General features: G+C 54.3%; 14 protein-coding genes. 7 read left to right on the plus strand and 7 right to left on the minus strand.

Annotated features, from left to right (window positions below):
* Nucleotides 1-156: 156 nt before the first annotated feature.
* The gene (locus tag C7820_RS29445; RefSeq protein ID WP_116234082.1) at nucleotides 157-1,074 is read right to left on the minus strand and encodes a polysaccharide deacetylase family protein; all 918 of its coding nucleotides are present in this window, start codon (nucleotides 1,072-1,074) and stop codon (nucleotides 157-159) included.
* Between the two features lie 249 nt (nucleotides 1,075-1,323).
* Between C7820_RS29445 and C7820_RS29450 the strand changes: the two genes are divergently transcribed.
* Entirely contained in the window at nucleotides 1,324-2,232 is a 909-nt protein-coding gene (locus tag C7820_RS29450; protein ID WP_116234083.1) for a hypothetical protein, read from the plus strand.
* Nucleotides 2,233-2,453: 221 nt separating this feature from the next.
* On the opposite strand, the gene C7820_RS29455 is transcribed toward C7820_RS29450, so the two are convergent.
* The gene (locus C7820_RS29455) at nucleotides 2,454-2,927 is read right to left on the minus strand and encodes a helical membrane plugin domain-containing protein (RefSeq protein WP_105445051.1); all 474 of its coding nucleotides are present in this window, start codon (nucleotides 2,925-2,927) and stop codon (nucleotides 2,454-2,456) included.
* 18 nt (nucleotides 2,928-2,945) lie between these two features.
* Entirely contained in the window at nucleotides 2,946-5,888 is a 2,943-nt protein-coding gene (fdhF, locus tag C7820_RS29460) for a formate dehydrogenase subunit alpha (protein WP_397334235.1), read from the minus strand.
* A 324-nt stretch (nucleotides 5,889-6,212) separates the two neighbouring features.
* On the opposite strand from fdhF, the gene C7820_RS29465 reads away from it, so the two are divergent.
* From C7820_RS29465 to C7820_RS29480, 4 genes are all read left to right on the plus strand, one after another.
* Entirely contained in the window at nucleotides 6,213-6,560 is a 348-nt protein-coding gene (locus C7820_RS29465) for a Na-translocating system protein MpsC family protein (RefSeq protein WP_076173660.1), read from the plus strand.
* A 7-nt stretch (nucleotides 6,561-6,567) separates the two neighbouring features.
* Nucleotides 6,568-7,374 (plus strand): formate dehydrogenase accessory sulfurtransferase FdhD, encoded by an 807-nt coding sequence (fdhD, locus tag C7820_RS29470; protein ID WP_076173758.1) that lies wholly within the window; start codon nucleotides 6,568-6,570, stop codon nucleotides 7,372-7,374.
* Between the two features lie 97 nt (nucleotides 7,375-7,471).
* The gene (moaA, locus tag C7820_RS29475) at nucleotides 7,472-8,485 is read left to right on the plus strand and encodes a GTP 3',8-cyclase MoaA (RefSeq protein ID WP_116234084.1); all 1,014 of its coding nucleotides are present in this window, start codon (nucleotides 7,472-7,474) and stop codon (nucleotides 8,483-8,485) included.
* Nucleotides 8,486-8,831: 346 nt separating this feature from the next.
* Nucleotides 8,832-9,647, plus strand: coding sequence for a formate/nitrite transporter family protein (locus C7820_RS29480; RefSeq protein WP_116234255.1), 816 nt, complete (start codon nucleotides 8,832-8,834; stop codon nucleotides 9,645-9,647).
* On the opposite strand, the gene C7820_RS29485 is transcribed toward C7820_RS29480, so the two are convergent.
* Nucleotides 9,632-10,534, minus strand: a complete 903-nt coding sequence (locus C7820_RS29485; RefSeq protein WP_116234085.1) for a LysR family transcriptional regulator — start codon at nucleotides 10,532-10,534, stop codon at nucleotides 9,632-9,634. The genes C7820_RS29480 and C7820_RS29485 overlap by 16 nt on opposite strands.
* A 218-nt stretch (nucleotides 10,535-10,752) precedes the next feature.
* Here C7820_RS29485 and C7820_RS29490 point away from each other — a divergent pair, with 218 nt between their 5' ends.
* Nucleotides 10,753-11,787, plus strand: a complete 1,035-nt coding sequence (locus C7820_RS29490; protein WP_116234086.1) for a YeiH family protein — start codon at nucleotides 10,753-10,755, stop codon at nucleotides 11,785-11,787.
* 90 nt (nucleotides 11,788-11,877) lie between these two features.
* Here the strand turns inward: C7820_RS29490 and C7820_RS29495 are convergent, their stop codons facing one another.
* The gene (locus C7820_RS29495; protein ID WP_116234087.1) at nucleotides 11,878-12,312 is read right to left on the minus strand and encodes a hypothetical protein; all 435 of its coding nucleotides are present in this window, start codon (nucleotides 12,310-12,312) and stop codon (nucleotides 11,878-11,880) included.
* A gap of 72 nt (nucleotides 12,313-12,384) precedes the next feature.
* Entirely contained in the window at nucleotides 12,385-12,549 is a 165-nt protein-coding gene (locus C7820_RS33610; RefSeq protein ID WP_167372908.1) for a hypothetical protein, read from the minus strand.
* A gap of 357 nt (nucleotides 12,550-12,906) precedes the next feature.
* Here C7820_RS33610 and C7820_RS29500 point away from each other — a divergent pair, with 357 nt between their 5' ends.
* Nucleotides 12,907-14,811 carry a sensor histidine kinase gene (locus tag C7820_RS29500; RefSeq protein ID WP_116234088.1) on the plus strand — a complete coding sequence of 635 codons (1,905 nt, stop codon included), beginning with the start codon at nucleotides 12,907-12,909 and terminating at the stop codon, nucleotides 14,809-14,811.
* An 86-nt stretch (nucleotides 14,812-14,897) separates the two neighbouring features.
* On the opposite strand, the gene C7820_RS29505 is transcribed toward C7820_RS29500, so the two are convergent.
* Nucleotides 14,898-15,137, minus strand: coding sequence for an NHLP leader peptide family RiPP precursor (locus tag C7820_RS29505; RefSeq protein WP_076173667.1), 240 nt, complete (start codon nucleotides 15,135-15,137; stop codon nucleotides 14,898-14,900).
* Nucleotides 15,138-15,181: the final 44 nt, after the last annotated feature.

Genomic DNA, 15,181 nt, shown 5'->3' on the forward strand with positions numbered 1-15,181 from the left:
ATGCATTCATACCCCTTTTATATATGAATTGACCCTAGGCACGGGACTAGGGTCTATTTTTTTGTCCAATTTTCGTAAAAGGCTTCGTCGGGGGCGGATGAACGCCGCTTGTACGCCCCCTCCCCGCATAAACGCAAGGGCAGCCTGGCCCCGGACTTACGGTTTCTGGCGCCGCCTGCGCAGCTGCAGCTGCTGCAGATTGCGCCAGGAGATCTGCCGGATGCGCTGGCTTCGCATCACTTCGCGGATCCAGGGATCGCGGAAAACCTGCAGCTCCATGCCGCGCTTCAGCCACTCGTGATGGATGGCCATCAGCTCATCCGTAATGACCGCCGGATGGATATACAGCTCGCTGACTCCGGCCTGGAGCGAGCACAGCGCATCCGCTACGCTTTCCCTGAAGGCTCCGTATGTTTCTCCCGGGCGCAGAGAAAAGGGCAGCTGAATTAAATGATCCGGAATGACGACCCCGAGCGAGTCCGCTTCACGAACCCGCGCCTTATGGATGCGCCGGGCGGCGGAAGGGAGATGAAGCGAAGCGGGAATATGCCTTGGCAGCCGAAACGGAAGGCCGTTCTCCGCGCAGACGCCAAGGACGAGGGAGAGGAAATCCCGTCCTGTTTCGAGCCCGTATAGACTCCCCATATGATTATCGAGATGGGTCGGATTCAGCCCCATGCGCCGGGCGAGCCGGATTTGGCCGATGATTTCGGTGTGCACCTCGGCTGCCTGGGCTCTGCTCTCCACCGTGCGGCAGTCGCGGGGAAAGTACCCCTCATCCGTAATGAGGGAGGACACCGTCTGCCGGCGGGTGACCGGCCCCCAGCGGTAGGTGTTCCACTCGCTGGTAAAGGTCAAGTGGACGCCGACGTCCACGTCCGGACGCGAGGCCGCCCACTGGGCAGCCTCCTTGGCCCACGGGCACGGCATCATGATCGTTGCCGAGGAAATGGCCCCTTCGGCAAGCAGCAGCTGGATGCCCGCATTGGCCGAGTGGCACATGCCGTAGTCATCCGCATTGATGATCAGCAGCCGCTCATCCGGCGGGAAGCCCAAAGCTTGAGCGAGGTTCAAGGGACGTCGCCTCCTGACGAACAGAATCGGGATGGTTGAGATATTGTTATACATACGTCGGGAGCCCGAGCAAATTGTCACCCAACTTTATAAAGAGTCTAACAGCCTGTGTAGGAGTATTTAGCTGAGTTTTCTAGACATAATAAAGTTGTTCCCAAGTCACGAATACAAGATTAGCAAACAAACAATAATGTGGAACCGTTAGCTTATTCTAGTGGTATCATATTATTGGTTGTGGAGGTGTTTTCATTGATCCTTAATGCAGTTATAAGTATCATTGTGTATTCGAAAAGGGAAAAACAACAAGTCGAAGACATTATTCATAAGTATGAGGCAACAGCCGAATTTGAGGATTTAAGCGTTGGGAGCCGTGAACATTTTGCTTATACAATAAAGGTAGCGTATAGTCCCAGGATTGTACAAAGCTGTCTACGTGATCTCAATAAGTTAGACAACGCTATCCAGGACACTGCAGATTATTTTGGATTCTCTTTCGACTACGAAGAAAAAGACTACACTTCTTCGCCACTTTTCTTTATTCAATCTATTGGTAATAAGGCAGGACTGTATATTAAATCACAAAAACTAAAACTTGAGGTCTTCTGCCATCATTGTAACCGAAAAAAAATAGAAGACGGCCAAGAGCCGTTAATCGATGCTAACAAGTTAATCAAAAATCCAATCCTCTATGTTGATCATTCATTGGTTATTTCTGAAATATTAGCTGAAAAGTTACATAACTCTGGACTTAGCGGGTACGATCTTGTGGAAGTTGAACATAATGGGAAAAAGGAAGCTGCAGTAAAGGGCTATCAGATCAGACCGACAAATACATTAGCTCCACAATGTATACCTTATAAATATCTCGACGACCCGTACATTAATAATCAATCAAATAGGTGCCCTATTTGTAAATTAGGAGGCCATCTTTTTGCGCCTTATTATTATAGTCCAGAAGATTTGAAAGAGATCAAGGACTTCAACTATACCTATGAGTATAAAGACTACAATTTTGTCCATAGGAAAATATTAATAAGTAAACGAGTAGTAGACCTCTTTAAAGACGAAAGTTATATAAATAATATAGTCAAAAGATTCGAACCAGGCGGAGATAAGGATTGGGTATTGGAACCAATTTTGATGAATTCCGACTGTTGACTGTTGATAAAATCCAGCAGTTGCGCATATAACCCGAGGGTCGACCTGATGCCAGGCGATCCGGAATATGAGCAGCTTCGCCGGAGCACCAATCCTTCGGACAGCTAGTTATTAAAGAAAACAGACCCTTTGCGGCACTTCCCGCAAAGGGTCTGTTTCATCTTGCTATTTCTATCCATTTGTTTTTATCGGCTTATGATCATCGGCTGTTCTTATTTGACTTATTCCCCCAGGCCTTTGCCCATTCCTTTCAGAAACCGCAACCCGAAGCCGATCGCCCGGTTCACATCGGGATCCTTCAGCGCGTTCATGAGGGAGAAGACCGTCACCTTTTTATCCTGCGGCTGATTGGCCTCCTCCAGGCCCTTGGCTACGCTGCCGAGCAGCTTCGCCGTCTGCTCCGGATCGATAGCGGCGAGTGCGCCGGCGGCGGCCATGCCGTTGTTGATCATGTTCGTCACTTCCGGCCGGGTGGCCTGACCCAGGACGATTTCGGCCACTTTGGCTTTGGCCTTCAGCAGCGACTCAGCCGCTTCCAGAATGCCGCTGTCGTGCAGCTCGCTGAGCACCCCGATGGCTTTTTCCAGCGCCTGCTCATGCTCGGCGATCGAATCCGTCAGCTGCTCCAGCGACTGCTGCTTCAGCTCTTCTTCCGTCAGCTCGCGTTTTTTGATGTATGAAATCGGTTGTGCCATATAGATTCCACCTTTCCTTTAATCGACGAGCGATACATAATCAGGCCGGCTCCATTTCCGGTGCACCTCGACGCCGTCCTGCGGATAGCGCTTCTTGTTGCGCGGATTGGTCAGCGGCAGCGGATTGGTACCCTTCACGTTCAGAATCTGCATCCGCACGCGCGTTTGCTTATAGGCCGGCGTGTGCGTGCGGACATCGACCGCATTGCCGGTGAGCAGGTTGACCGCGTTTTCGTGGCTGACCGAGTGCATCGGCACGTACAGCTCGTTGCGGTGGACGCGGTCGGTAATGACCGCCTTCAGCTTGATCGCGCCGTAAGGCGATTCGAGCCGCACCAAGGATCCGTTCTCGACGCCCCGTTCGGCGGCCAGCTCAGGCGATACTTCCACGAACACTTCCGGCAGCTTCAGATTGATTCCGTGCGATTTGTTGGTCAGGTTGCCTTCATGGAACTGCTCCAGCAGGCGCCCGTTGTTCAGAACGAGATCGAATTCGGCCGGGTATTCCACCGGCGGAACGTAGCCGACCAGCGAGAAGCGCGCCTTTTTGTCGGGGAAGAAGAAGCCGTCCGTATAAAGCAGCGGTGTGTGTTCCCCGCTAGCCGAACCCCAGATGAAGCTTCCCCAGCCTTCCAGCACATCATAGCTGCACTGGGAGAAGAACGGGGTCAGGCTGGCCATTTCGTCGAAAATTTCGCTCGGATGGGTATAACCCCAGTCATACCCGAGCCGCTTGGCGATCTGGGTCGTGATCCACCAGTCCGGCTTGGAGTCGCCGAGCGGCTCCAGCACCTGATAGAGGCGCTGAACGCGCCGCTCCGTATTGGTGAAGGTGCCTTCTTTCTCCAGCGACGGCGCGGCAGGCAGAATGACGTCGGCGAACTGGGCCGTCTGCGACAGAAATACGTCCTGCACGACGAAGAAGTCGAGCTTCGCCAGCACCTCGTGCACGTGGTTGGCGTTGGAGTCGACCCAGGCCATATCCTCGCCGACGAGGTACATCGCCTTCATGTCGCCGCGGTCGATCGCATCGATCATCTGGATGTTGTCCATACCCGGCTGCGGCGAAATCGCCACGCCGTAAGCTTTTTCGAACCGTGTCCGCGCCTCGTCGTTCGAGACATGCTGGTATCCTGGGAGCCACGGCGGCAGCGTGCCCATGTCGCAGGCGCCCTGCACGTTGTTATGTCCGCGCAGCGGGTAGGCTCCGGCGCCGGGACGCATGTAGTTGCCCGTAGCGAGCAGCAGGTTGGAGATGGCCGCCGACGTGTGCGAGCCGGCGATGTTTTGGGTGACGCCCATGCCCCAGCAGATGACGGTGCCGTCGGCGTCGCGGATCATCTCGGCGATCGAGATGAGCGTCTCCTTGGCAATGCCGGTTTCCTGCTCGGCGTACTCGAGCGTGAAGGTATCGAGCAGCTGCTGGTATTCGGCAAACTGATTGACATACTGGTCGATAAACGCCTGCTGATGCCATCCCTGGTCAATCATGTATTTCGTGACGGCCGTCAGCCATACGAAGTCCGTACCCTGCTTCGGACGGATGAACAGGTCCGAGCGCTCGGCCATCTCATGCTTGCGCAGGTCGGCGACGATCAGCTTCTGGCCGTGCAGCTTGTGCGCCCGCTTGATCCGGGTCGCCAGGACCGGGTGGCCTTCGGCCGGCGCGCAGCCGATCAAGATGACGAGGCCGGCCGCCGCGATGTCCTGAATCGTGCCGGCGTCGCCGCCGATGCCGACCGTCGACATCAGTCCGTCCGACGCCGGAGACTGGCAGTAGCGGGAGCAGTTGTCCACGTCATTCGTTTCAAACACCTGGCGGGCCAGCTTTTGGATCACATAGTTCTCTTCATTCGTAATTTTCGAGGAAGAAATAAAGCCGACCGAATGGTTGCCGTACTCCTTACGGATGCCTCCGAGGCGTTCGGCGACCAGGCTCAGCGCCTCATCCCAGGTAGCTTCGACGAAGGCGTCTCCCTGCCGGATCAGCGGGGTCGTAATCCGCTCTTCGCTGTTGACGAAATCCCAGCCGAATTTGCCTTTGACGCAGGTGGAGATCGCGTTGACCGGTGCGTCGTGGGATGGCTGTACCTTCAAAATTTTCCGGCCTTTGGTCCATACCTCGAAGGAGCAGCCGACGCCGCAGAACGTGCATACCGTTTTGGTTTTGCGCGTGCGTGTGTCCCGCATCGCCGCTTCGATTTCCGAAACGGCGAAGATGCCGCTGTATCCCGGCTCCACTTCCTTGACGAGGTCGATCATCGGATTCAGCACTTCCTCGTTGATGCCTGTCATGAAGCCGGCCTCGCCCAGCATCGATTTTTCCATGAGGGCGTTGCACGGGCAGATGGTGACGCATTGGCCGCAGCTGACGCAGGACGAGTCGTTGATATCGACCCCGTTGTCCCACTTGACCCGCGGGATGTCTGCTTCCCAATCGATGGAAAGGGTTTCATTCACCTGCAGATTTTGGCAGACCTCAACACACTGTCCGCAGGCAATGCATTGATTCGGGTCATAACGGTAGAACGGATGGGACATATCGACTTCCGAAGGTTCAACCTTCGGCCGGTACGGGTACTTCTGGTGCTCGATTTCCATCATTTCGGCGGTATTGTGCAGCTTGCAGTTGCCGTTGTTGTTGTCGCATACGGTGCAGTAGAGCAGATGGTTTTCGAGGATCCGGTCCATCGCTTCCGTCTGTGCAGCCTTGGCGGATGCGGAAGACAGCTTGACGTTCATTCCCGAAACGGCAATGGTCGAGCAGGCGCGCGCAAGCTTCCCGTCGATTTCCACAATACATGTGTCGCACGTCTGGATCGGGTCTACCTCAGGGACATAACAAATTTGCGGATGCGACAGGCCGGCAAGATTGATCGCCTCGAGCACGGTCATGCCCGATGTGACTTCCACCGCCTGTCCGTCGAGCGTAATGTTAACAAGATTTTGGTTCACGAACATAAAACCCCTTTTCACCCCAATGTTAAATGGAGCCGCCAAGCGTCCAGGTGCAGCGCTTCGGCGGGTGTCCATAAGCTAAAGAGCAGGCCATAAAAACAAAAAAACTCCACTAAACCCGTCTCCGCTAATCATTGTGCGCGGCAGGTTGTAGTGGAGTAACCGATTAGCATTGGCCTACTAATGGATCATTCCGGCGCCTGTATGGCATAAATGTTTTCTCGTCATGATTATACTACGCCCCGGCAGAAAAACAAGGTTGAATTATTCTGTACAATCCTACTAAGATTTAGTATAGTGTTAAACTTGTGATGAGGTGAGAATGGGATGAAGAAGGAAGTTGCGTTTAACGATATCATTCGCAAAGTGAGGAAAGATACGTTCGGAAAAGGTCCGGAACGCATTCATACCACGTTTGTCGAGAACATGGCGATCACCCGGATGCACGGCAATTTCACACCTACTGAAAAGTTTATCGCACAGTCCGAAGACGGCAAGAAGATGGTGCACAGCGCGAGAACACACATGATCAAGGAGCTGTACAAATCCCAGGTCCCGGAAGGGCTGGAGGAGCTGTGCGGATCGAAGCTGATCCATCTGTTTACGGATATCAAGGTGGAAGAAGACATGGCCGTTTCGGTCTTTATGTTCGAGAAAAATATAGAGCAGGGATGAAGCGATGATGGAGGCTGTGACGAGCAGGCCGGGCATGATCCGGTACGAACAGGGAAAGATGGAGGAAAAGACCGACTTGGTCGTGAACGAGCATCCGGTAACGATCAAAATCAACGGCGAGGAATTTGCGACCCTCGTCTGTACGCCCGAATACATTGAAGATATGGCTGTCGGTTATCTCGCATCGGAAGGCGTCATTTCAAGCATTGAGGAAATCAAGGACTTATGGGTTCAGGAAGAGGAGGGGTTCGTTCACGCGTCTGTAAGCAAGTGGAGTCCTCTCCATCGCCAGCTATACAGCAAAAGGTACGTCACGTCCTGCTGCGGCGCCAGCCGGCAGGGCTTTGTGTTTTTCAATGACGCGAAAACGGCCAAGGTGCTGGATCAGGCTCCGGTGGAGCTATCCTTTGACGATTGCTTCCGGCTCGTGCGGGAGATGCAGGAGGGAGCCGAGACGTTTAACCGTACAGGCGGTGTGCATAACGCCGCTTTGTGCGACCGAAACGGGATTCTTCTGTCGAGAATGGATATCGGGCGGCATAACGCACTGGATAAAATTTATGGTTACTGCCTGAAGAACGACATCGCGGTGGATGATAAAATCATCGTATTCAGCGGCAGAATTTCCTCGGAAATATTGCTGAAGGTGGCGAAAATCGGCTGTGCCGTCATCCTTTCCAAATCGGCGCCAACGGAGCTTGCGCTTGAGCTGGCGGACAATTTGGGCATTACCGCCGTCGGTTTTATCCGCGGCCAATCCTGCAACGTGTATACCCACCCGCACCGCATCGTGGAGTGCAGGCCGCAATCCTGAGCGGCCCCAGGCGTACCTGCTGCAGCAGCACGAATTGTTTCGGGCACCAGCCCACACATCAAGGGAATTTGCAGCTTCAAATGAAGGAGGGATCATCATGGAAACCCATGATCAATACAACCGTATACTCAGAGATTTGAGGCTTTCCGTGACGGACCGCTGCAATTTCCGCTGCCGGTATTGCATGCCCGAGGAAATCTTCGGCAAGGATTATGCTTTTTTGTCCAGAGAACATATTCTCAGCGTTGAGGAAACGGTGCGGATTACGCGGATTTTCACCCGTCTCGGGGCCCGCAAAATCCGCATCACCGGCGGCGAACCGCTGCTGCGCAAGGAGCTTCCGGATATGATCCGGGAGGTGTCCCGGATCCCTGGCGTGGAGGACGTTGCCTTGACGACGAACGGCAGCCTGCTCGCCCGGCAAGCCCGGGCGCTGCGTGAGGCGGGCTTGATGCGCGTCGCCGTCAGCCTGGATGCGCTCGATGACGACACTTTTTTGGCGATGAACGGCGGAAAGGCCAAGGTGGCGCAGGTGCTGGAGGGCATTGACGCCGCCGCCGAAGCAGGTCTGGCCGTGAAGGTTAACATGGTGGTGCAGAAGGGCGTCAACGAGCATGCCCTGCTGCCTATGGTCCGCTATTTCCGCGAGCGGGGCCATATTTTGCGCATGATCGAATATATGGACGTCGGCAATACGAACGGATGGAACTGGGATCAGGTCGTCAGCAAGCGCGAGATGCTGGAGCGGATTCACGCCGAATTTCCGCTGGCGCCTGCCGATCCTAATTATGAGGGAGAGGTGGCTTCCCGCTTCCGGTTTCTTGACGGCCAAGGCGAAATTGGCGTCATTTCATCTGTCAGCGACGCCTTCTGCTCCACCTGTACGCGGGGACGATTATCGGCGGACGGCATGTTCTACACCTGCCTGTTCGCGACGAAGGGGCATGACCTAAGGGAGTGGTTGCGTTCAGGAGCAACCGACGACGAGATCGCGGAGCATATCATAGCCATTTGGGAAGGACGCCATGACCGGTATTCGCTGGACCGCGGTAAAGCCGGCACCGATACGGGCCGGGAAGCCAAGGTGGAAATGTCCCGGATCGGCGGATGACGGCTTGTTCCGGTCTGGCTTCTTAGAATGGTCGTTGGTCATCGTTTTTTAAAATTGTTGACAAATTTATGAACCGGTGTTTATCATATGTATGAAATGTCATAGACAAATGGGGTGGATGTAGGGAATGCACCTGCCCTATTCGTTACGTGTCATGTGTGTTTGATCTCCCTATAGGAATCGGGTAGGGGAATTAACCGCTGTCAATCAACTTTCGGCTGCAGGGCCGGGGTTTGATTTGTGGCGGTTTTTTTGTTGTTGGAAAGAACAAGTGAAAATGGATTTTTTTGTGAAACACAGGCTTTTATCGAACAAAGTTACGAAGGAAAATGGAAGGAATGGTACGATGTCGTCTTTTTATTCACCGCAGCAAATTCGTGATATTGCCATTGAAACAGGGGAGAAGAAAGCCAAACTGCCGCTGCCCGCGGTCCTCATTCTCGGCTTCCTGGCGGGCGCGTTTATTGCGCTTGGTTTTCTGCTGGATATCCGTGTCATCGGAACGGCTCCGAAGGAATGGGGCTCGGTCGCCGGATTTCTGGGTGCAGCTGTCTTCCCAGTAGGGCTGATCCTGACCGTCTTGGCCGGAGGGGAACTATTAACGGGTAACATGATGACGCTTCCAATGGCGTGGTTTTCCCGTAAAATCGGCTTTGGCGCCGTCCTCAAAAACTGGATTCTCGTCACGGTCGCCAACTTTATCGGGGCGGTGTTCGTCGCCTATTTCTTCGGGCATGTTGCCGGGCTGACGGAAGGGGCTTTTCTGGCCAAAACGGTTGCTGTGGCCGAAGCAAAGGTGCATGATTCGTTCCTGCAGGCTTTTGTATCGGCCATCGGCTGCAATTGGCTCGTCTGCCTGGCGGTCTGGCTCGGTTACGGCGCGAAGGATGTTACCGGAAAAATCGTCGGGATCTGGTTTCCGGTCATGGCGTTTGTCGCCATCGGCTTTCAGCACGTGGTCGCGAACATGTTCGTCATTCCGGCTGCGATCTTTGCCGGACAGATGAGCTGGAGTCAATACTTCCCGAACTTCGCGGCGGTGTTCCTGGGCAACCTGATCGGCGGAGCGGTCTTTGTGGCCCTTGCGTATTTCGCCGCTTACCGCCAGCCCGCCGGCTCCATGCTGCCTCTGGCCGAGAAGGCGAATCATAAATCGGCGTAATGCCGCTTGGCGTACTGCTCCAAAATATGCACGAATTTGAGCAGCGCCATGCCGGCCGGCTGATCTTTGCCTTGAACCATCAGCAGGTTCCGGCCGAGCTTCATTCCTTTCAGCTTGACCTCGCACAGCTCGCCGCTGCCAAGCTCCTTGCGGACGACCCAGCGAGAGAGGACAGCGATGCCGAGGCCCGCGGCGGCTGCTTCCTTGACACCCTGGCTGCTGCTGAAGACGAAGCTCCGCTTGACCGCAAGTCCTCCCTCCTCAATCAGCCGGTCGCTGTAGGCCCGCGTGCCCGAACCGCTTTCGCGCAAGACCCACACCTGGTCCTGCAGCATGCCGGGATCAATCGATTTGTAGGCGGCGAGGGGATGGTCGGGCGACATCACGAGCACCATTTCGTCCTCCATGAACGTGGTCAGCTGCACGTCCCTGGCGGTCGTGCTGCCTTCAACCAGACCGATGTGAAACCGCCCTTCGCGGATATCGTGCACGATGTTGTCGGTGTTGCTGATGTGAACCTGCACATCGACGTCGGGGTACTGGTGCGCATATTCGGCGAGAACGGCCGGAAGGATGTATTCGCCGATCGTAAAGCTTGCACCGATGCTCAAGGAGCCGGTCACGACATCCCGCAGCAGATGGATCTCCTGCTGGGCCTCCTCGTACAGCGCCAGCATCTGCTTGGCCTTCCGGAACAAGATTTCGCCGGCCTCGGTCAGTCTGACCTGCTTCGGGGACCGGAGCATCAGCTTCGCGCCCAGCTCATCTTCCAAGTTCCGGATGTGCAAACTAACCCCCGGCTGGGACAGATGGAGCAGCTTGGCGGCGCGGGAGAAATTGCGCTCTTCGGCGACGGTGACGAAGACCTTTAGTGTGTCTGTGATCATGGCGTGGACTCCTGTTCATCATTTCTTCAGCGGCAAGCGAGGCTAAGGCGGCGCTGAAGATTACACTCAGTGTAACGTGGGGGAGGGCTGCAATCAATCATAAGTTATCCTGATGATCGGGATAGCAAATCGGTATTTCCCTTCCGGAGCCGGACATTCTATAGTGAGCGTATTGATAGCCGCATGAATGATCAGGCTACGGACGGGAGGAATGAATCATGATTGCATCTCAGGGATCGGCCCTGCCGCGCAAAAAGCGCAATTTGAACGCTTATATGCTGGGGCTCTGCCTCACGTTTGTATTATCACTGCTGGCCAAGGAGCTGGCGCTGCTGCCTTTTCTCGGCATCATGGGGCAGCTGGTGCTGGCCATCCTGCTTGGCATGGTTTACCGCGCATTCGCCGGCGTGCCGGAGTACGCGATGCCCGGCATCGCCTTTTCCAATAAAAAGCTGCTCAGGCTGGGCATTATTTTGCTCGGCATGCGGCTGAACCTGGCGGACATCGTTCATGCCGGGCCGAAGGTTCTGCTGCTGGCCGCGGTCAATATCAGCGTGACGCTGCTCGCGGTATACGGCATCGCCCGGCTGATGAAGGTCGATCCGGTCATGTCGCTGCTGGCCGCCTGCGGCTCGGCCATTTGCGGGGCGGCGGCTGTGGCCGCCATCGCGCCGCAGGTTCGGGCGAACGAGCAGGAGACGGCGGTCAGCGCCGCGGTAGTTGCCCTGCTCGGCACCTTGTTTACGCTGCTGTACGTCGGCCTGTATCCGCTGCTCGGCCTGTCGCCGGCCGGTTACGGCGTGTTTGCGGGCGGCACGCTCCATGAAGTCGCCCATGCCATCGCGGCAGCAGCGCCAGGGGGCAAGGAGGCCGAAGATATGGCCGTCATCGTCAAGCTGACACGGGTGGCGCTGCTCGTTCCCGTCGCCGTTCTCGTCGGCCTCTGGAGCAGCCGCAAGGGAGGGCGCACCGCACCGGGGGAAAGAACCCGTATTCCCATCCCCTGGTTTGTGCTTGGCTTCCTGGTGATGAGCGGCATTCATACGCTGGGCATCCTGCCGGAATCGGCTGCCTCGCAGATCGTCACGGCAGCTTATATGCTGATGGCCATGGCCATGGCCGGACTTGGCCTGAACGTCGACTTTGCCGTGTTCGGGCGCAAAGGGGGCCGGCCGTTCGCCGCAGCGCTGCTCGGCTCCTGCCTGCTTGCCGGCGTCGGATATGTGCTGGTCAAGGCGCTGGGATTAGCATAAACGCCGGAACGTACCGGCCAACACCTAAAGAAGGACTCCGGCCGGGAACGGCGGAGTCCTCTTTTTTACAATCTTAAATGAAAGTACCGGCTACAGTTCTTCGGAATCGTCGCCGTCATATCCATTGATCAGGTCCGTTCCGTGCATATCCTCCACCATGGCGATCGCGGAAGGATCGACCGGACTGTTCGCCGAAATGTCGTCCGCATCCGGAACGTCCGGCAGCTCTTCGTCCTCCGTCAGTTCGTTTACGGCCGAGGATTCACCTGCATACGCGCCGGACGTCCCGCCAGAGGCTGGAACCGAGTCCCGGCCCCCAAGCTCGGAACTCATGTCGGACCGAACATAGAATTCCACGTCCTCCGCTTCCGGCTCACGGCTGATGCTTTGCTTGGTGTATGTTCCCGTATCCTTGAAGTCATCCCGGGGCAGCTCAAACTCGGGCGGAAGCTCGCGCTGCTGGTCGTAGCGTTCATAGGTCAAATCGGCATCGCTTTTGATATCCTTATTGTACTCATCAGCCATGTCATCCATCTCCTTTGACGTATTTTCTTTCCTTACCGTTACCCGAAATGAGCCCGTATATCCGCTCCCGGATTAAAACTTAGGAAATACGTATCGGATCAAGAAGTAGAGGAAACCGAAAAAAATAATAATGTACGCGGCATATTTGATAAAAGTGGCTGCTACAAGACTGGAATCGGACTTCTGCTGAACTTCCTTATGCTCAACCTCAACGTTGTTCCGGCGGAATTCACTCATGGGTAATCCTCCTTTCAGCGCAGATCGGGAAGTCTCTGTCGTTTGCTACTTTAATAAACGTACCCGTTGAAGGTGAAACATCGTTACCATACTTAGGAAAAAGTGGTATGATTAAATAAATCCCGGCTTGTGTAACTCCGAAGGCAGTTGCGCTCAGGTTGAAGTCAATCCGGGGATTGTTATGTTTTCAAATGCATAAATATAATAATGTCGCCAGTATACTCGATGTTATATGTATATTTATGCAAATGATATATTTTTTGACGACGACCGAAAGAACAGGAAGGAGTGGACGATGATGATAGCGAATCTACATAACAGTTGAAAATTTACAAATATTAACTTTTGAGGTGTTTTATGAAGGGTTTCCCCAAATCCGTAATCACGAAGCTCGCTCTGATCGCTTGCCTGACGCTGCTGTTTGTGACGGTACCGGTATTTGCTGGGGCGATTCAGACGGGTGGAGAGCGCTGGATTACCGAGTGGGAGGTCAAATGGGCGGACAGCCCGGATCTTGCGGCAGTTCCCGGATCCGTAACGGCAAGCGAAGACTGGAGCCCGAATCAATCCGGCATGGCTTTGCCGAAGAGGCCCGGAACATCATCGACATTATGGATCAGAACGAAGCTCCCTGCCTTGAACTGGGACATCCCCTCCATGCTTATCCCTAAGATATACGGACAGAACATTGCGATTTTTATCGGCACGACCCCCATCTACGAATCAAACCGCGACTATATTTACGATAACAACAAAGTGTTAACTCCCCTTCAGAGAAATGATTCCGATAAAATACTGTACATAGGCGTTCAATCCGCCAAGGACCGCATCGGACTGCGCCACGGCATTGAACTGGGCAACTATCCGGAATTGCTGGACAACTACGTCAAGAGAGACCTGATCGATATCATACTGGGCTGCGCGTTTGTCTTTATTGCGCTCGTCATGCTCATTTGCTCGGTTTTTTTGAAAAAGGAGCAGAACGCCTCCTGGATTTCACTGAGTCTGGTGATCGCCTCCGCCGGAGTGCTGGTCATCACGTATTCCCCGTTTCTTTATACCTTTTACAAGGATTACGGCAAGCTCTACACCCGCCTATGGGATGTCGCGCTGTTCGTGCTGCTTCCGTCACTAACCTATTTTATCGAACGGATCTTCGGCAGCGGGTACCGGTCGGTGATCAAGAAGCTGCTGTATTTTCAAATCGGATATTCGGCATTCTGCCTGCTCTTCATGCTGGCGAACATCGTGCTGAACGATAAATTATTTGGTATCCATTACTTTCTGTCGGTCCGTGTTCTGGGAATCGTTATGATCGTACAAGCCGTGCTGCTCGTCAGCAATTCGATCATCCATGCCGTGAAAGGGAACCGGAGCGCCGAGATTCTCACCGTCGGTTTTGCGGTGTTCGGCTTGACGGTCATTGGCGAAATGGTCTGGTTCTATTTGAAGGACGGCAATTATGACCTGTTTCTGTGGAAGTGGGGGGCAGCTGTATTTATCATTTCCCTGATGCTGATCCTCGGCCGGAACTATACCATCAATCACGAACAGATTGTAAAATATTCAAAGGAGCTGGAAATGTTCAACAACGAGCTGCAGCGCTCCGAGAAAATGGCCATCATCAGCGAATTGGCGGCATCCGTCGCCCATGAGGTCCGGAACCCGCTTCAGGTGACGCGCGGCTTCCTGCAGGTGCTGACCAAGAAGTACAGAAACCAGGATAAAATCTATATGACGATGGCCTTGGAGGAGCTGGACCGGGCCGCAGGCATCATCACCGACTTCCTGACCTTTGCCAAGCCGCAGTTTGAACGGATTTCCGTCCTGAACGTCAAGGAGGAGCTGGGGCATGTAGAGGGCGTCATCGTACCGCTTGCGAACCTCCAGGGCGCCCAGATCGACATGCGTGTTCCGGACCATCTGCAGGTGAAAGGGAACTCTTCGAAATTTAAGCAGGCTTTTATCAATATGGTGAAGAACAGCATCGAGGCGCTTAGCGGAGACGGTCAGATTAACGTATGGGCTTACGAAATGGACGAGCGGGTTGTCATCCATATTCAGGACAATGGAGAAGGGATGAGCAAGGAGGAGCTTGCCCGGCTGGGTGAGCCGTATTTCTCCAACAAGACGAAAGGGACCGGGCTTGGTCTTATGGTTACGTTCCGCATCGTGGAAGCCATGGGGGGAAGTCTTGAATTCAAAAGCGAAAAAGGGGTGGGAACCGAAGCGGTCGTCTCCTTTCCATCAGCGGCTGTATAAGCCGCTTGACGGTAAGGTGGCAAACTTCGCTTGTTCCCAACCCTTTCATCATTTATGTATATTCAAGATGAGGTGTGTAGTCTCAATTACCAGGAGTATTTCGGCGCCGCGGCCGCTCTGACCGTTTCTGTTGGACTTGGGGGAAGCACGAGATAAAACTCGTTGGATGATTCCTCCACTGTCTTTACTTTGATGTGTTCAGGTAAAATAATACCGAGCACTTCTTTGATTGCGGCCTTAGGGTCGGCCAGGAGTCTTTCCTTGAAACTTGGGTCTTCCCAGGCTTTTTGAATAACTTGGTTGTGAAGGATAGCTTCTGCTGTCATTAGAATCACCCTTTCAACAAAATGGTTAATATTACCTTTATAAG

Origin of the sequence: Paenibacillus sp. VMFN-D1 (genome assembly GCF_003386155.1) — a bacterium.
Classification (GTDB): domain Bacteria; phylum Bacillota; class Bacilli; order Paenibacillales; family Paenibacillaceae; genus Paenibacillus_AQ; species Paenibacillus_AQ favisporus.

Excerpts from the sequence above, each read along its gene's own strand:
- C7820_RS29455 (WP_105445051.1), bottom strand. The coding sequence starts at position 2,927 with ATGGCACAACCGATTTCATACATCAAAAAACGCGAGCTGACGGAAGAA.
- fdhF (WP_397334235.1), bottom strand. The coding sequence starts at position 5,888 with ATGTTCGTGAACCAAAATCTTGTTAACATTACGCTCGACGGACAGGCG.
- C7820_RS29465 (WP_076173660.1), top strand. The coding sequence starts at position 6,213 with ATGAAGAAGGAAGTTGCGTTTAACGATATCATTCGCAAAGTGAGGAAA.
- fdhD (WP_076173758.1), top strand. The coding sequence starts at position 6,568 with ATGGAGGCTGTGACGAGCAGGCCGGGCATGATCCGGTACGAACAGGGA.
- moaA (WP_116234084.1), top strand. The coding sequence starts at position 7,472 with ATGGAAACCCATGATCAATACAACCGTATACTCAGAGATTTGAGGCTT.
- C7820_RS29480 (WP_116234255.1), top strand. The coding sequence starts at position 8,832 with ATGTCGTCTTTTTATTCACCGCAGCAAATTCGTGATATTGCCATTGAA.
- C7820_RS29485 (WP_116234085.1), bottom strand. The coding sequence starts at position 10,534 with ATGATCACAGACACACTAAAGGTCTTCGTCACCGTCGCCGAAGAGCGC.
- C7820_RS29490 (WP_116234086.1), top strand. The coding sequence starts at position 10,753 with ATGATTGCATCTCAGGGATCGGCCCTGCCGCGCAAAAAGCGCAATTTG.
- C7820_RS29495 (WP_116234087.1), bottom strand. The coding sequence starts at position 12,312 with ATGGCTGATGAGTACAATAAGGATATCAAAAGCGATGCCGATTTGACC.
- C7820_RS33610 (WP_167372908.1), bottom strand. The coding sequence starts at position 12,549 with ATGAGTGAATTCCGCCGGAACAACGTTGAGGTTGAGCATAAGGAAGTT.
- C7820_RS29500 (WP_116234088.1), top strand. The coding sequence starts at position 12,907 with ATGAAGGGTTTCCCCAAATCCGTAATCACGAAGCTCGCTCTGATCGCT.
- C7820_RS29505 (WP_076173667.1), bottom strand. The coding sequence starts at position 15,137 with ATGACAGCAGAAGCTATCCTTCACAACCAAGTTATTCAAAAAGCCTGG.